This window comes from Sphingomonas sp. CCH5-D11, from assembly GCF_001557395.1.
In the GTDB taxonomy this organism is placed as follows: domain Bacteria; phylum Pseudomonadota; class Alphaproteobacteria; order Sphingomonadales; family Sphingomonadaceae; genus Sphingomonas.
This window is the reverse complement of the sequence record NZ_LSKH01000206.1, coordinates 37,677-52,904: the sequence shown is the minus strand read 5'-3', so window position 1 is coordinate 52,904 and position 15,228 is coordinate 37,677. Positions and strand designations below refer to the sequence as shown.

Annotated in this window: 16 protein-coding genes; 11 read left to right on the top strand and 5 right to left on the bottom strand. The window is 65.8% G+C overall.

Annotated features, from left to right (window positions below):
- The 5 genes from AX702_RS21655 to AX702_RS12720 form a co-directional block, all read left to right on the top strand.
- On the top strand, nucleotides 1–180 hold a 180-nt coding region (locus AX702_RS21655), incomplete at its 5' end, for a glycine cleavage T C-terminal barrel domain-containing protein (protein WP_331710403.1).
- A 1-nt stretch (nucleotide 181) separates the two neighbouring features.
- On the top strand, nucleotides 182–553 hold the full coding sequence (gene gcvH, locus AX702_RS12735; RefSeq protein WP_066780111.1) for a glycine cleavage system protein GcvH: 372 nt from the start codon (nucleotides 182–184) through the stop codon (nucleotides 551–553).
- Between the two features lie 163 nt (nucleotides 554–716).
- Nucleotides 717–2,075, top strand: a complete 1,359-nt coding sequence (gene gcvPA / locus AX702_RS12730) for an aminomethyl-transferring glycine dehydrogenase subunit GcvPA (protein WP_066780106.1) — start codon at nucleotides 717–719, stop codon at nucleotides 2,073–2,075.
- Nucleotides 2,076–2,167: 92 nt separating this feature from the next.
- Complete coding sequence (gcvPB, locus tag AX702_RS12725) at nucleotides 2,168–3,763, top strand: aminomethyl-transferring glycine dehydrogenase subunit GcvPB (protein ID WP_066780093.1); 1,596 nt, start codon at nucleotides 2,168–2,170, stop codon at nucleotides 3,761–3,763.
- Between the two features lies 1 nt (nucleotide 3,764).
- The gene (locus AX702_RS12720; protein WP_066780090.1) at nucleotides 3,765–4,076 is read left to right on the top strand and encodes a hypothetical protein; all 312 of its coding nucleotides are present in this window, start codon (nucleotides 3,765–3,767) and stop codon (nucleotides 4,074–4,076) included.
- Nucleotides 4,077–4,089: 13 nt separating this feature from the next.
- On the opposite strand, the gene AX702_RS12715 is transcribed toward AX702_RS12720, so the two are convergent.
- The 3 genes from AX702_RS12715 to AX702_RS12705 form a co-directional block, all read right to left on the bottom strand.
- Nucleotides 4,090–4,302, bottom strand: coding sequence for a hypothetical protein (locus AX702_RS12715; RefSeq protein ID WP_231731841.1), 213 nt, complete (start codon nucleotides 4,300–4,302; stop codon nucleotides 4,090–4,092).
- Between the two features lie 62 nt (nucleotides 4,303–4,364).
- Complete coding sequence (locus AX702_RS12710) at nucleotides 4,365–6,119, bottom strand: DUF885 domain-containing protein (RefSeq protein ID WP_066780086.1); 1,755 nt, start codon at nucleotides 6,117–6,119, stop codon at nucleotides 4,365–4,367.
- Nucleotides 6,120–6,160: 41 nt separating this feature from the next.
- Nucleotides 6,161–7,060, bottom strand: coding sequence for a DMT family transporter (locus tag AX702_RS12705; protein ID WP_066780084.1), 900 nt, complete (start codon nucleotides 7,058–7,060; stop codon nucleotides 6,161–6,163).
- A gap of 47 nt (nucleotides 7,061–7,107) precedes the next feature.
- Between AX702_RS12705 and AX702_RS12700 the strand changes: the two genes are divergently transcribed.
- Both AX702_RS12700 and AX702_RS12695 read left to right on the top strand, forming a co-directional pair.
- Nucleotides 7,108–8,643 carry an aminoacyl--tRNA ligase-related protein gene (locus AX702_RS12700; protein WP_066780135.1) on the top strand — a complete coding sequence of 512 codons (1,536 nt, stop codon included), beginning with the start codon at nucleotides 7,108–7,110 and terminating at the stop codon, nucleotides 8,641–8,643.
- Nucleotides 8,643–9,071 (top strand): hotdog fold thioesterase, encoded by a 429-nt coding sequence (locus tag AX702_RS12695; RefSeq protein WP_066780079.1) that lies wholly within the window; start codon nucleotides 8,643–8,645, stop codon nucleotides 9,069–9,071. Before AX702_RS12700 ends, AX702_RS12695 begins: the two co-directional genes overlap by 1 nt.
- Here AX702_RS12695 and AX702_RS22590 read toward each other — a convergent pair whose 3' ends face one another.
- Both AX702_RS22590 and AX702_RS12685 read right to left on the bottom strand, forming a co-directional pair.
- Nucleotides 9,072–9,653: a hypothetical protein gene (locus AX702_RS22590; protein WP_066780078.1), complete on the bottom strand. Its 582-nt coding sequence runs from the start codon at nucleotides 9,651–9,653 to the stop codon at nucleotides 9,072–9,074.
- A gap of 116 nt (nucleotides 9,654–9,769) precedes the next feature.
- Nucleotides 9,770–10,597 carry a TIGR00266 family protein gene (locus AX702_RS12685; protein ID WP_066780077.1) on the bottom strand — a complete coding sequence of 276 codons (828 nt, stop codon included), beginning with the start codon at nucleotides 10,595–10,597 and terminating at the stop codon, nucleotides 9,770–9,772.
- 78 nt (nucleotides 10,598–10,675) lie between these two features.
- Here AX702_RS12685 and AX702_RS12680 point away from each other — a divergent pair, with 78 nt between their 5' ends.
- The 4 genes from AX702_RS12680 (at nucleotide 10,676) to hslO (ending at nucleotide 15,173) form a co-directional block, all read left to right on the top strand.
- Complete coding sequence (locus AX702_RS12680; protein WP_082746240.1) at nucleotides 10,676–11,773, top strand: DUF5694 domain-containing protein; 1,098 nt, start codon at nucleotides 10,676–10,678, stop codon at nucleotides 11,771–11,773.
- Nucleotides 11,774–11,852: 79 nt separating this feature from the next.
- Entirely contained in the window at nucleotides 11,853–13,043 is a 1,191-nt protein-coding gene (locus AX702_RS12675) for an aspartate aminotransferase family protein (RefSeq protein ID WP_066780076.1), read from the top strand.
- A 174-nt stretch (nucleotides 13,044–13,217) separates the two neighbouring features.
- Nucleotides 13,218–14,138 carry an ornithine carbamoyltransferase gene (gene argF / locus AX702_RS12670; RefSeq protein WP_066780075.1) on the top strand — a complete coding sequence of 307 codons (921 nt, stop codon included), beginning with the start codon at nucleotides 13,218–13,220 and terminating at the stop codon, nucleotides 14,136–14,138.
- Nucleotides 14,139–14,264: 126 nt separating this feature from the next.
- Nucleotides 14,265–15,173: an Hsp33 family molecular chaperone HslO gene (hslO, locus tag AX702_RS12665; protein ID WP_066780127.1), complete on the top strand. Its 909-nt coding sequence runs from the start codon at nucleotides 14,265–14,267 to the stop codon at nucleotides 15,171–15,173.
- Nucleotides 15,174–15,228: the final 55 nt, after the last annotated feature.

Here is a 15,228-nt window from a genome sequence, read left to right as displayed (position 1 = left end):
AGCGTGACCTCCGGCGGATTCGCGCCGAGCGTCGGGGCACCGATCGCCATGGCGTACGTTCCGCTGGCCATGGCTAGGCCCGGTACCCGCATTCAGCTTTCGCAGCGTGGCAAGCTCCACGGCGCCATCGTCACTCCCATGCCTTTCGTCCCCCATCGCTACGTCCGAGGAGCGAAGTAAAATGAGCCGTTATTTCACCGAGGATCATGAGTGGATCGACGTCGACGGCCAGACCGGCATCGTCGGCATTTCGGACTATGCCCAGGGTCAGCTTGGCGACATCGTGTTCGTCGACGTGCCCGAAGAAGGCCGCTCGCTCGCCAAGGGTGACGAAGCCGCGGTGGTCGAAAGCGTCAAGGCCGCGAGCGACGTCTATTCGCCCGTGTCCGGCACCGTGATCGAGGGCAATGCCGCGCTCACCGACGAGCCGGGGCTGGTGAACACCGATCCGGAAGGGGAAGGCTGGTTTTTCAAGCTGACGCTGTCGGACGCGTCCGAACTCGACGGCTTGATGGACGAAACCGCCTATCAGGCCTTCGTCGCCAAGCTTTGAGTTCTCCTCCCGCTTGCGGGAGGGGCCTGGGGGAAGGGTCGGGGAAGGGCCTGTCCGCTAGTGCTCCGATGATGGACAGGCCCTCCCCCGACCCCTCCCGGATGGGCCCGATGAAAGTATCACTTTCATGGGAACCTTAAGCGGGAGGGGAGGAGTGTATCGAATGCGCTACCTACCACTTACTGACCATGATCGCCGTGAGATGCTCGCCGTGATTGGCGCGGGTTCAATTGACGACCTGTTCGTCGATGTGCCCGAAGCCGCGCGACTTTCCGGCCCGATCGCGAACCTGCCCGCCCATGCCAGCGAACTGGCGGTCGAGCGCCACATGACGAAGCTCGCGCGGCAGAACCTGTCGGCAGGCGAGGCGCCGTTCTTCCTCGGCTGCGGCGCGTACCGCCACCACGTGCCGGCCAGCGTCGATCACCTGATCCAGCGTGGCGAGTTCCTGACCGCCTACACACCTTATCAGCCCGAGATCGCGCAGGGCACGCTGCAGATGCTGTTCGAGTTCCAGACGCAGGTAGCGCGCCTGCTGGGGACGGACGTTGCCAATGCCAGCATGTACGATGGCTCCACCGCTTGCTGGGAAGCGATCGGCATGGCGCGGCGCATCACCAAGCGAGGCAAGGCGATCCTGTCGGGCGGGCTCCACCCGCACTACGTCTCGGTCGCGAAGACTATGGCGAAGTACACCGGTGACGCGCTGGACGTATCGCTTCCGGCGCTTTCTGCCGAGACCGACCTCGATGCACTGATCGGCAAGATCGATTCCGACACCTCTTGCGTCGTTGTCCAGTACCCTGACATCCTCGGCCGCATCGCCGATCTTCGGCCGCTCGCCGATGCCTGCCATGCCAATAAGGCGCTGCTCATCGCCGTGGTCACTGAGCCGGTGGCGCTCGGCGCGATCAAGTCACCGGGCGAAATGGACGCCGACATCGTGGTGGGCGAAGGCCAGTCGATTGGCGTCGGGCTTCAGTTCGGCGGGCCGTATGTCGGCCTGTTCGGCTGCAAGGACAAATATGTTCGCCAGATGCCGGGCCGCCTTTGCGGCGAGACTGTGGACGCGGATGGCCGACGCGGTTTCGTGCTGACGCTCTCGACGCGTGAGCAGCACATCCGCCGCGAGAAGGCGACCAGCAACATCTGCACCAACTCGGGGCTTTGTGCGCTGGCCTTCTCCATCCACATGACCCTGCTCGGCGAGGCAGGCCTGCGTGCGCTTGCCGCCACGAACCACGCCGGGGCGGTCGCCGCGGCGGAGCGACTGGCGAAGGTGCCGGGCGTGCGGTTGGTGAACGACACCTTCTTCAATGAGTTCACGCTCGATCTCGGCCGTGAGGCACGCCCGATCGTCCGCGCGCTTGCCGACAAGCACATCCTCGCCGGTGTGTCGCTCGGGCGGCTCTATCCGGGTGAGGCGGCGCTGGAGAACGGGCTTGTCGTTGCGGTGACGGAAACGACCACGACCGAGGACGTCGAGGCATTGGCGACAGCGCTACAAGAGGCGCTGGTCTAACAACAACCGTTCGCCCGGAGCTTGTCGAAGGGCGTGCCACGATCACGCGGGCTTCGACAGGCTCAGCCCGAACGGAATTGAGGGTTCGAACAATGGCACTGAACCAGAGCGGCTGGCGTCCCACCACTCCCGAGGCTGGCGGGAACGCGCCTGCCACCTTCACCGGCAACAAGGCGCTGATGTTGGAGGAGGCGCTGATCTTCGAGATCGGCTCAACTGACACCACTGGCGTGGAGGTGGCCGAGCCCGTCACCACCGCGAGCCGGCTCGGCAATCTCGCGCGCACCGCCGCGATCGGCTTGCCCGGCCTGTCGGAACCCGAAACGATCCGGCACTACACACGTCTTAGCCGGCAGAATTACGCGATCGACCTCGGCCTGTTCCCGCTCGGCTCGTGCACCATGAAGCACAACCCGCGCCTCAACGAGAAGATGGCGCGGCTGCCCGGGTTCGCGGACGTCCACCCGCTCCAGCCGGTCGATACGGTGCAGGGCGCGCTCGGCGTCATCAACGAACTGGCCTTTTGGCTGATCGACCTCACCGGTATGCACGGCGTCGCAATGAGCCCCAAGGCGGGCGCGCATGGCGAGCTGTGCGGTATCCTGTGCATCAAGGCGGCGCTGGAGAAGCGCGGCGAGGGCCATCGCAAGGTCGTGCTCGTCCCAGAGAGCGCGCATGGCACCAATCCGGCGACGGCGGCCTTCGCAGGCTTCACCGTCGAGGACATTCCCGCCACGCCGGAGGGCCGCGTCGACACCGAAGCGCTCAAGGCGCGGCTGGGGCCGGACGTAGCCGCGGTGATGATCACCAATCCCAACACCTGTGGCCTGTTCGAGCGCGATCTGAAGGCGATCTCGGACGCGGTCCACGCGGCGGGCGCCTACGTCTATTGCGACGGCGCGAACTTCAACGCCATCGTCGGACGTGTGCGGCCGGGTGACCTCGGCGTTGATGCAATGCACATCAACCTGCACAAGACCTTCTCCACCCCGCACGGCGGCGGCGGCCCCGGCTCCGGCCCGACCGTTTTGTCGGAGGCGCTTAGCCCCTTCGCACCGCTGCCCTATACGGCGCGGACCAAGGACGGCCATATTCACCTGATCGAAGAGGAGCGCGCCGAGGAGTTCTCCGCCGAACATTTCGGCGGCAGGATGGACAGCTTCGGTCGCATGACTGCCTTCCACGGCCAGATGGGCATGTTCACCCGTGCGCTGACCTACATTCTCAGCCACGGCGCCGATGGCCTGCGCCAGGTTGCCGAGGATGCGGTGCTCAACGCCAATTACGTTCTTCGCTCGCTGGAGGACACGCTGGACGCCCCGTTCGCCTCGAGCGGCCCGTGCATGCATGAGGCGATCTTCTCCGACGAGGGGTTCCCGGAAGGCTTCTCCACGATCGACGTTGCCAAGGCGCTCATCGACGAGGGCTTCCACCCGATGACCATGTATTTCCCGCTGGTCGTTCATGGCGCGATGCTGGTGGAGCCGACCGAGACCGAGTCGAAGGCAGCGCTCGATCAGTTCATCGGCGCGCTGCGCTCGGTGGCGGAGCGGGCGAAGGCGGGCGACGCGTCGCTCAAGACCGCCCCGCACTTTGCCCCGCGCAGCCGCCTGGACGAGACGCTGGCGGCGCGAAAGCCGAAGCTGGTGTGGAAGGAGCCGGTCGTCTCCAGCGAGGCGGCGGAATAACATGCGCGGCCGTGCGGCGCTGGCAGGCGCCGCCGGTCTTCTTGGCGGGGCCGCGCTTGGCCTATTGGCGGCGCTCGCCTTTGTTTACCTGTGGCACAATGTCCTGAGCCTGCCGCCGCTCAGCGATGATCCCAAGCCGGGCATCGCAATGCTGGGCGGCGTGGTGCCGATCGCCACGATCGCTGGGGCGATGGCGGGTGCAGCCGACATGATCCGCCGCGCACGGCAAGGAAAGGCGCTGCGCGGCCGGGTAATGGTGTTCGCGGCCGCCCTCGCACTGATCCTCGCGGGATTGATCGCCACTATCTCTTGACGATCGGAAATACTCAGTTGTTCGGGCGCCTGGGTCGTTGCGCCGCCGCCAGCGCGAGACCGGCCGTGATCTGTACCAACCCATAAAGCCGGCGGCGTTTCGGATGCCCGCCGAACGGGCGCACCAGCGCGTCGACTGGCGCGACATCGGATCGCCACAGGGAAACATGGCGCTCGGGTTGCAATAGCCCGAGCAGCCCGTCACCGATCATGAACACCGCGGCCATTTCGGCCGCTCGTCTGGCGCCCAGCGCAAGATTGTCATCCATGCCGCGCTGAACGCCTGCGATCAGGCCGCGGGTTCCTTGGGGTAGGGGGAGGGGCCGCCTTCCGCGATGAACCGGTCGACCCGCGCCTCCAGCACCGGGATCGGCACGCTGCCAAGGCTCAGCACCATGTCGTGGAAATTGCGGATGTCGAACTTGTCGCCAAGGCTCTTTTCCGCCTTTGCTCGCGTGCGCTGAATGGCAAGCTGGCCCAGGTAATAGCTCAGCGCCTGCCCCGGCCAGCCGATGTAGCGATCCACCTCGGTGGTGATCTCATGCTCGCTGAGCGCGGTATTTTCGCGGAAATATTGCAGCGCCTGCTCGCGCGTCCATCCCTTGGCGTGGATGCCGGTGTCGATCACCAGCCGCGCCGCACGCCACGCCTGGTAGGACAGCATGCCGAACCGCTCATAGGGCGTGCGGTAGAACCCCATCTCGTCGCCGAGCCGCTCGGTATAAAGCGCCCAGCCTTCGCCGAAGGCCGAGATGTAGCTGTTGCGGCGGAACGGTTTCAGGCTCGTGTTCTCGATCGAGAGCGGCATTTGGAATGCGTGTCCAGGCGCGCTTTCATGGAGCGTCAGCGCCGGCAGCTGGAACAGCGGGCGCGAGGGCAGATTATACGTGTTGACCAGATACGTGCCCGGCCCGCCGCGCCCGGCGGTGTAGAAGGGCGCGATGTCGGGGGGCACCTCAATAATCGCGAAACGCTGCCGCGGCAGGCGGCCAAACCATTTGCCCGCCATCGCGTCGAAGCGCTTGGCGTGCCATGCTGCCTCCTTCATCAGCTCGTCGGCGGTTTTCGGATAGAATTGTGGATCGGTGCGCAGGAACTTCAGAAATGCCGGAAGATCGCCGTCGAACTTCGCATCCTTCTTTACCTGCTCCATCTCGGCACGGATCTTGGCGATTTCGGCGAGACCAAGGGCGTGGATCGCGTCGGGTGTCATGTCGAGCGTGGTGAACGCGCGAATTCGGCTGCGGTAATAGGCCGCGCCATTGTCGTAGCGCGTTGCCCCCAGCTCGTTCGTCATGCCCGGGAAATAGTCGTTGCGCAGGAATGCCAGCAGGGTGCGGTGCGCCGGGATGATCCGCTCGGCGATGATCGCGCGCGCCTCGGCCTGCATCGCCGCGCGCCGTGCGGCCGGGATGGAGCCGGGCAGACTGGCGAACGGCTTGTAATAGACCACTGCTGTCGGGTCGCTCGCCGTCGCGATCGTCTCCACCGCCTTCTCGCGGCCCTGCATGATCACGGCGGGCGGAGTGAAGCCGCGCTTCAGGCCCAACCGCATGTTATCCGTCTGCTGTCCAAGATACCGCGGCACGTCGGCGAGCCAGCGCAAATATCGGCGGTAATCCTCCTCACCCCCGGTGAAGTCACCGCGCGTGGCGTAATGCAGGTCGCTCCAGAAGGCGCTGTCGCCGTTCAGCGGCTTTTCCCATTCACGGAACTGCTCTTCATCGACCTGCGCGGCGATCTGCGCGCGATAGACCTGCCAGTCGATCAGCGTGTCAGGCGAGAGCCGTTTGGTATCCACCGCGTCCAGCTTGGCCAGCGTGCCCTGCCAATAGGCGAGCCGCTTGGCGTGGGCGGCCGGCGATACGTCTGGCAGGCGATCGTCCACGACGCCCGGGCCTGAATCCGCGATCCCCTCGCTCTGCCGCCACGCCCACTCGGCCTGCCAGATCGCATCAAACGCCGCATCGGCGCTGGTGGCGGCAGAGGCGGGGGCGGCGGCAGTGGCGGTGGCGACAAGGGCCAGCGGGGCAAGGAAACGCATGGGGACGCTTGGTGTCCGATCGGCGGCTTTCCCGCAAGCGATCACTCCTGCGAAATCGCGCCTTTCGTCGCCTGACGCCGCCGCACATGCTCGCGCCACACGATATAGAGGCCCGATGCGATGATCACCGGCGCGCCAAGCCATGTGCTCGCCACCGGCAGGGTGCCGAACACCAGCCAGCCGAACAAGGTTGCCCAGAGGAGCGCGGTATAGTCCATCGGCACCACCAGGCTGACGTCGCCAAGCTGCAGCGATCGCGTCATGGCGATCTGCGCCACCCCGCCCAGCAGGCCGACCGCCAACAGCAATCCCCAAACCAGCGGCGTGTGCGCCTTCATCGACGTTGCGTAAACGACGGACAGCGGCACCAGTGACAGGCTGGAGAACCAGAACACGGTGGTCAGCCCCGATTCCGTCTTGCCGATGGTACGCAGCAGGATGGAGATGCACGCGGTGCAGAAGGCCGCCCCCAGCCCGGTGGCGATCCCCAGCGGCGGGATATGCCCGTCCCCCGGCTGGGTCACGATCAACACACCGATGAACCCCGCCAGCACCGCCGCCCAGCGCCGCCACCCCGTCGCCTCGTGCAGCACCAGCGCACCCAGCACCGTCGCGAAGATCGGCATGGAAAAGCCGATCGTCGTCGCCTCCGCCAGCGGCAGCAGCAGCAGCGTCCAGAAGGTGAGCGACATCGCGGTCAGCCCGATCACGCAGCGCAGCACATGCGCGCCGAACCGCTGCGTCCGGAGCGAGGCGAAGCCCGGCCCCGCGCCAACGATCGCCCCCACCAGCAGCGCCGCCCCGAACTGCCGCCAGAACAGGATCTCCCCCAGTCCTGCCCCATGCGCCTCCGCCACCTTGATCACCACGTTCATCGTCGCGAATAGCGCAACGGAAGTGAGGCGCAGGCCGATGGCGCGAGCGACGTTATCCTGAGGCATTGGAACAGGCCCTAGCGAGCGACCGCGCGAGAAGCTATCCGCGCCTGATGATCAAGCATGCTCTTCCCGTCACCCGCGAGGCGGATTTCGCCGCCTGGTATCAGGCCGTCATTTCGGAAGCCGACCTTGCCGAGGAATCGGGCGTGCGCGGCTGCATGGTCATCCGGCCATGGGGTTATGGCATCTGGGAGCGGATCCAGCGGCTGCTCGACGATCGCATCAAGGCGGTCGGCTATGACAACACCTATTTTCCCCTGTTCATCCCGCTCTCCTATTTCGAGAAGGAGGCCGAGCATGTCGACGGTTTCGCCAAGGAGATGGCGGTCGTCACGCATCACCGGCTGATCGCCGACGGCAAGGGCGGGCTGACTCCCGATCCAGCCGCGAAGCTGGAGGAGCCGCTGGTCGTGCGGCCTACGTCAGAGACGGTGATCGGCACCGCGTTCTCGCGCTGGGTGCAGTCGTGGCGCGACCTGCCCGTGCAGATCAACCAATGGGCCAACGTGGTGCGCTGGGAGATGCGCACGCGCATGTTCCTGCGCACCTCGGAGTTCCTGTGGCAGGAGGCGCACTCCGCCTATGCCTCGGCCGAGGAGGCCCGCGAACAGACGATGGTCGGGCTGGAGGTCTATCGCACCTTCGCGCAGGAATGCGCCGCGCTTCCTGTGGTCGCCGGCGAGAAGCCCGAGAACGAGCGCTTCCCCGGCGCGGTCGCGACCTACAGCATCGAGGCGATGATGCAGGACGGCAAGGCGCTGCAGGCCGGCACCTCGCATTTCCTGGGGACCAATTTCGCCGCCGCGCAGAACATCCGCTTCCAGAATGCCAATGGCGAGCTCGAACTCGCCAACACGATCAGCTGGGGCATGTCGACGCGCATGATTGGCGGCGTGATCATGGTGCATGGCGACGATGACGGGATGCGCGTGCCGCCGAAGATCGCGCCGTGGCAGGTGGTGATCGTGCCGATGTTGCGCGACAAGCCCGAGGATGCGGAGCTGATCGACTATTGCAAGGCGCTGCAGGCCGATCTCGCCAAGCAGTCCGCGCTCGGCGAGCCGGTGCGCGCCCTGCTCGACCTGAAGCCCGCCAAAGCCGCGACCAAGCGCTGGGGCTGGGTGAAGAAGGGCGCGCCGGTGATCGTCGAGGTCGGCCCGCGCGACATGGCAGGCGGCAACGTCTCGGTGGTGCGTCGCGACCGGCTGTACCGCGAGGACGGCAAGCTCGACAGCGCGATCCTCGCGCGTGACGCGTTCGTCGGCGAGGTCGCGGACACGCTTGCCGACATCCAGGCGCAGCTCTTTGCGCAGGCCGACGAGCGGCTGAAGGCCAGCATCAGCCCGGTCGAGGACTGGGCCGGCGTCGAAGCGATGTTCGCTGACAGCGCGGCGCGTCCCGGCTGGGCCGATATCGCCTGGTCGCGCCCCACCGGCGCGGATCTCGACAAGGTGGTCGAGCGGCTGAAGGCGCTGAAGCTTACGATCCGCAACGCACCAATGGGGCAGACCGGCCATCCCGGCGCGCCCTGCATCTTTACCGGCGCGCCGGCGGTCGAGCGCGTCCTGATCGGAAGGGCGTATTGATGGCGGTCTGGACGCGGCCGATCGATCTCGCACAGCTCACCGCGCTGGGTAATGGTGTGCTGCCGGGCCTACTCGACATCGAATTCATCGAATACGGCGACGATTGGATCCGGGCACGGATGCCGGTCGGCAAAAAAGTGCACCAGCCGTTCGGCCGCCTTCACGGCGGCGCGTCGGTGGTGCTCGCCGAAACGGTCGCCTCGGTCGCCGGGGCGATGGCGGTGCCGGAGGGCAAGGTGACGGTCGGGCTCGACATCAACGCCAATCACGTCCGAGCCGCGCGCGACGGCTATGTTTACGCCACCGCGAAGGCCGAACAGCTCGGCCGCACGACGCAGGTCTGGACCATCCGGATCAAGGATGATGCGGGCAAGCTCATCTGCCTATCCCGCATGACTGCCGCGGTGATCGACGCGGCTGCGGGCTGATCAATACAGGTTGATGAAAGCGCCATCCTGATCGAAGCGACAGTTGAAAAAGCGGCTCCGTTTGTCGCGGGTCTGCTCGTACCAGCCCTGCACGATATAGCCGTTGGGCTGGCGGATCGGCGCGTTCACGAACAGCTCACCCGGCCGTCGATCAAAGGACTCCGACGCTTCCATCCGGCATTCGCGCTGCAAGCGGGTGCTATCGAGCGATCCGTAATTTGGCCGGTCGGGTCGACGGTCACGGGCAGCGCCGTCCTGATCTGAATAGCCTCGCCGTTCGCGGGAGGAGTTGGAGCCGGACTGCCGGCAATCCGGCGGTGTTGTCGCTGTGATCGATGAGTAGCGCCCGTCCATGGTCGCGATGGTAACGCACTCGCGGCGGTCGTCATTCCACCAATAGGTGTAGCTGCGATCGTCGCCCTTCTCGCCGCGAACGTTGCGATAGCCGCGCCGCACCAACTCGCTCTCCGCTTGCCCGGCGCGCGCGCCGACCATGTCGCGCAAGTCTCGCGGGATGTCCTGCGCAAGGGCGGGAGCGGCTGTCATGGCGCCAAGCGAGAACAGGTAGAAAAGCGACTTCATCGTAGCCCTTTCTCTTGCCATTCGACAACTCGCCGGAGGCGGCGCCGGATCCATAAACCTCCCGCCGCGAATTCGCCCCTGATCGCCATCGGCTTCAGCCCATCACCGTTCCAGCCTCAGTCATTCCCCCCGATCAGATCGCCCAGTCCGCCGAGCACCGAGCCTTCGCCGCGGTTGCCGCCGGCACCGCGCGCCGCCGCCATCATCCGCCCGGCCAGGCGCGCGAACGGCAGCGACTGCACCCACACCTTGCCCGGTCCGGTCAGCCGCGCGAAGAACACGCCTTCGCCGCCGAAGATCATGCTCTTCACCCCGCGCACCATCTCCAGCTCGAAATCGACCGAGGGCGTGAATGCGGCCAGGCAGCCCGTATCGACATGGAGCTGCTCGCCTGGCCGAAGCTCGCGCTCCACCAACGTGCCGCCCATCTGCACGAAGACCCAACCATCGCCCTCCAGCTTCTGCATGATGAAGCCTTCGCCGCCGAACAGCCCCGTCATCATTCGCCGCTGAAAGGCGACCCCGATCGACACGCCCTTGGCCGCGGCAAGGAAGCTGTCCTTCTGGCAGATGAGCGTGCCGCCCACATCGGCAAGGCGGATCGGCAGGATCGTGCCAGGCGTCGGGCTGGCAAAGGCGACGCGCGCCTTGCCGCTGCCGCGATGCGTGAAGACTGTGGTGAACAGGCTTTCTCCCGTCACCAGCCGTTTGCCCGCACCCAGCAGCTTGCCCATGAAGCCGCCATCGCTGTCGCCGGAGCCGTCGCCGAAGACCGTCGTCATGTCGATCGACGCATCCTTCCACACAAAGGCGCCCGCCTCCGCCACCGCGCTTTCGCCGGGATCAAGCTCGATCTCGACGAACTGCAGTTCCTGTCCCTTGATCTCGAAATCGATATCATCGGACAGGCCCGTGCGGGCGTGATGGGACCAGGGACCGGCCATGCGGATGCTCCTTCCATGTGTGTTGATGAGCTAACACACTTCTGATAGCCGAGTGGGCAAGGGCAAGGAAGGGGTGTCATGCGGCATTTGGCATGGTTGGCGTTCGGGCTGGCGGGGCTGGTCGGCGCAGCAGCGTTCGGCGGAACGGCGGGGGCATCTGCGTCGGCGCAGGGCTGGGATCCGCGCGCGCATCGCACCTTCGCCGGTCCACCGTCTCAAGTGCTGGTGCTCGGCACGCCGCATTTGTCGAACCTGCCGGATACTTTTCGCCCGGAACAGCTCGCACCTCTTTTGGATCGGCTCGCCGCGTGGCAGCCGCAGATCATCACCATCGAGGCGCTGTCCGGCCCGCAATGCGACCATCTGCGTCGCTATGCGGCGCTACACGCCAATGCCGCCGAGGATTATTGCCCCGCCGTCGCGGCGGAGCAGAAGGCGCTTGGTCTCGATATGGCAGGTGCGACGATCGCCGTGGAGACCATGCTGAAGGGCTGGCCCGCGCATCCCGATGCGGCGCAGCGGCGACGGCTGGCGGCGCTGTTCCTGGCGAGCGGCGATCCTGCCTCGGCTTATGTGCAATGGCTGCGACTCACGCCGGCGGAGCGCCGCACAGGCGACGGGCTCGACCCAGCGATGGTGACGCGTCTGGAGAAAGCGGGCGCGCGCCGGAACGAGAATGTGCTGATTGCCGCCACGCTCGCCGCGCGGCTCGGGCTGGAGCGCGTCTATCCTACCGATGACCATAGCGCCGACGATGATGCGAGTGACGATCCAGCATTCGGACCGGCGGTGAACGGCGCTTGGCAGAACGCGGCAACCGAGCAGCGCAAGGCCAGCGCCGCGGCCCTGGAGGCGAAGCTCGGCACCACTGATGGTCTGCTGGCGCTCTATCGCTATCACAATGATCCCAGCACGGCGCAGATCGCCTTCGACAGCGATTGGGGTGCAGCGCTGAAGGAGCCCTCAGCCGGGCGCTTTGGCCGCCGCTATGTCGGCTGGTGGGAAACGCGGAACCTGCGCATGGTGGCCAATATCCGCGCAGTGCTGCAGCGTCAGCCCGGCGCGCGGCTGCTCACTATCGTTGGCTCCTCGCACAAGCCCTATTTCGACGCCTATCTGCGCATGCTGCACGATGTTCAGGTCGTCGATACGGCCGCGTTGCTTCACAAGCGTTGACGCCCCCGGCACCGCATCTTTATCAAGGGGACAGGGCGGCTCCTTCCGGGCCGCCTTTGCTCTTTCAAGGAGACGCCCCGTGTCGATCACCGCCCTGATGCCCGTTTATCCCCGCTGCGGGGTGCGGCCAGTGCGAGGCGAGGGGTGCCATCTCATCAGCGAGGATGGCCGCCGTTTCCTGGACTTCGCCAGCGGTATCGCGGTGAACGCGCTTGGCCATGGTCATCCGAAGCTGGTGAAGGCGATCGCCGATCAGGCCGCCACGCTGATGCATGTGAGCAATTTGTACGGCAGCCCGCAGGGTGAACAATTTGCGCAGCGGCTGGTGGACAACACCTTCGCCGACACGGTGTTCTTCACGAACTCCGGCGCTGAGGCGGTGGAATGCGCGATCAAGACGGCGCGCCGCTACCATTTCGCGAACGGCAGCCCTCAGCGGCACGACCTCATCACGTTCTCGATGGCGTTCCACGGTCGCACGATCGGCACCATCTCGGCTACCAATCAGGCCAAGATGCGTGATGGGTTCGAGCCGCTGTTGCCCGGATTCAAATACGCCGAGTTCAACGATCTGGAAGGCGCGCTTGCGCTGATCGACGAAAATACCGCTGGCTTCCTGGTTGAGCCGATCCAGGGCGAAGGCGGCATCCGCGCGGCGACGCCGGAGTTCCTTCAGGGCCTGCGCAAGGCCTGCGACGATCATGGCCTGCTGCTGGTGCTGGATGAAGTGCAGGCGGGCTATGGCCGTACCGGCAAGCTCTTCGCGCATGAGCTGTACGGCATCACGCCGGACATCATGGCGGTGGCCAAGGGCATCGGCGGCGGTTTCCCGCTCGGTGCGTGCCTCGCGACCGAGGAAGCGGCCAAGGGCATGGTGATCGGCACGCACGGCTCCACCTATGGTGGCAATCCGCTGGCGATGGCCGCCGGTGAGGCGGTGCTCGACGTGCTTCTGCAGGATGGTTTCCTCGACCGCGTGACCCAGATGGGTGAGCGCCTGCGCTCCAGCCTGGAACAGATGATCCCCAACCACGATCACCTGTTCGACAGTGTGCGCGGCCACGGGCTGATGCTCGGACTGAAGCTCAAGAGCGACAGCCGCCGCTTCGTGGAGTTCGCACGCGACCATCACGGGCTGTTGCTGGTGTCGGCGGGCGAGAATGTCGTTCGCGTGCTGCCGCCCCTCGTCATCGAAGAAAGCCACATCGCCGAATGCGTCGAGAAGCTGAGCGAAGCGGCGCGCGTCTATGTGCCGGCCAGCGACGATTGACCTTCTGGCTCGCGCCGGCAGCGGCGGCCGCATCGTCCCTGACGGTGCGACTCCGCTGCCGGCCGGGCTGATTGTCGCGATCTGGCCGATTTGATCCGACCCGGCCCTGGAGCAAGGCCGATTTTCGCCGAACCATGCGTCCCCATGATGCTCATCAGGCCATTGGAGAGCTAAGTGACCCGCCACTTTCTGAACCTGTCGAATGCCGGACCCGATGGTATCGCCGCCATCCTCGCCGACGCGCTTGATCGCAAAAAGGCGCGCGCTGGCTGGACCAAGGGCCGCGTGGACGCCGATGCACCGCTTGCCGGCCATGTGTTGGCGATGATTTTCGAGAAAAATTCGACCCGCACCCGCGTCTCCTTCGACATGGCCGTCCGGCAGCTCGGCGGGCAGTCGATCGTGATGGAGGCGGGCCAGATGCAGCTCGGCCGCGGCGAGACGATCGCCGACACCGCGCGGGTCCTGTCGGGCTATGTCGACGCCATCATGATCCGCACCGACGATCATGCAAAGGTCGAGGAAATGGCGCATTATGCGAGCGTTCCGGTGATCAACGGCCTCACCGACGCGTCGCACCCGTGCCAGATCGTCGCCGATCTGCTGACCGTGATCGAACAGGGCAAGTCGCTGCCCGGGCTCAAGGTTGCATGGCTGGGCGATGGCAACAACGTGCTCGCCTCGATTGTCGAGGCAGCCGGGCTGATGCAGTTCGACGTGGTTGCCGCCTGCCCGCAGGGATTTCAGCCGACCGAGGCTGATCTCGCGCTCGGCAACGGGCGCGCCACGGTGGTCGGCAACGCGCGTGAGGCGGTCGAGGGCGCGGACATTGTCGTCACCGATACGTGGATTTCCATGGGCCAGGCCCATGCCGACACTAAGCTCGCCGCAATGATGCCGTTCCAGGTCGATGCGGCACTCATGGCCACGGCAAAGCCGGATGCGAAGTTCCTGCACTGCCTTCCCGCCCACCGCGGCGAGGAGGTCACCGTCGATGTGATCGATGGTTCGCAGTCGCTGATCTGGGCCGAGGCGGAAAACCGCCTCCACGCGCAGAAATCCATCCTTCGCTGGTGCTTTGGGCAGATCGGTTGATCACGGTGGCACGGCTTCCCATCTGAAGCTCTCGGGGTCCCGTTTGTGCTGAGCTGATCGAAGCGCTGCACGTCTTCACCTGAAGGAAGCGGACGGGGCTTTACCAGCTCAGCGCGAATGGTGGATATGGCAGATACGATTTCGAATGACTTGGACCGTGCGATCGGCTTCGCCATCCCGGCCCGGAACGCGCGGGGCCGGATGGTCCGGCTCGGCCCGGTGCTCGATACGATCCTCTCCGTCCACGCCTATCCGCCCGCGATCGAGGCGCTGCTCGCCGAAGCGTTGACGCTGACGGCGCTGGTCGGCGCGACCCTGAAGGACGTGAACGGTCAACTGACCCTGCAGACGCAAAGCGAGCACGGGGTCGTCCGGCTGCTGGTGTGTGACTATCGTGGCGGCGAGATCCGCGGCTATGTTCAGTTCGACGAGGATCGCCTCGCCGAAGCGCCGGTGGATCCCACCCTGTTCGCGCTGTTCGGCCAGGGCTATCTTGCCATCACCTTCGATCTGGCAGCGACGGGCGAGCGTTATCAGGGGATTGTGCCGTTGGACGGCGACCGCCTGGCGGACGCCGTGCAGAGCTATTTCGCCCAGTCGGAGCAGATCCCGACGCAAGTGCGCGTCGGCTTCACTCACCAGGATGGTCGCTGCGTTGCTGGCGGCTTGCTGCTCCAGCATCTGCCGGAGGGTGAGGAAGGCCGCGAGCGGCTTCACGCCAAAATGGACCATCCCGAATGGGAGCATGTCGCTGCGCTTGGTGCGACGGTCGGTGCGGAGGAGCTAGCGGACGCCACTCTCCCGCTGGAAACGCTGATATGGCGGCTTTTCAACGAGGAGGATGAGGTGCGCGTGATGGCCAGCACGGGCCTGTCACGCGGATGTCGCTGCGACGCTGACTACATCCGCTCGGTGCTCGCGAAATTCCCGGCTGACGAACGGATGGCGATGGCCGACGCCGATGGCGTGATCGGCGTGGATTGCGCTTTCTGCTCCATCACCTTCCCGATCAAGGTCGACGAACTCGCCGACTGATCGGGGATGCGCCGGCCGGAAATCGAGCTCCCGGACGGCGCACGGCGGGCAACGA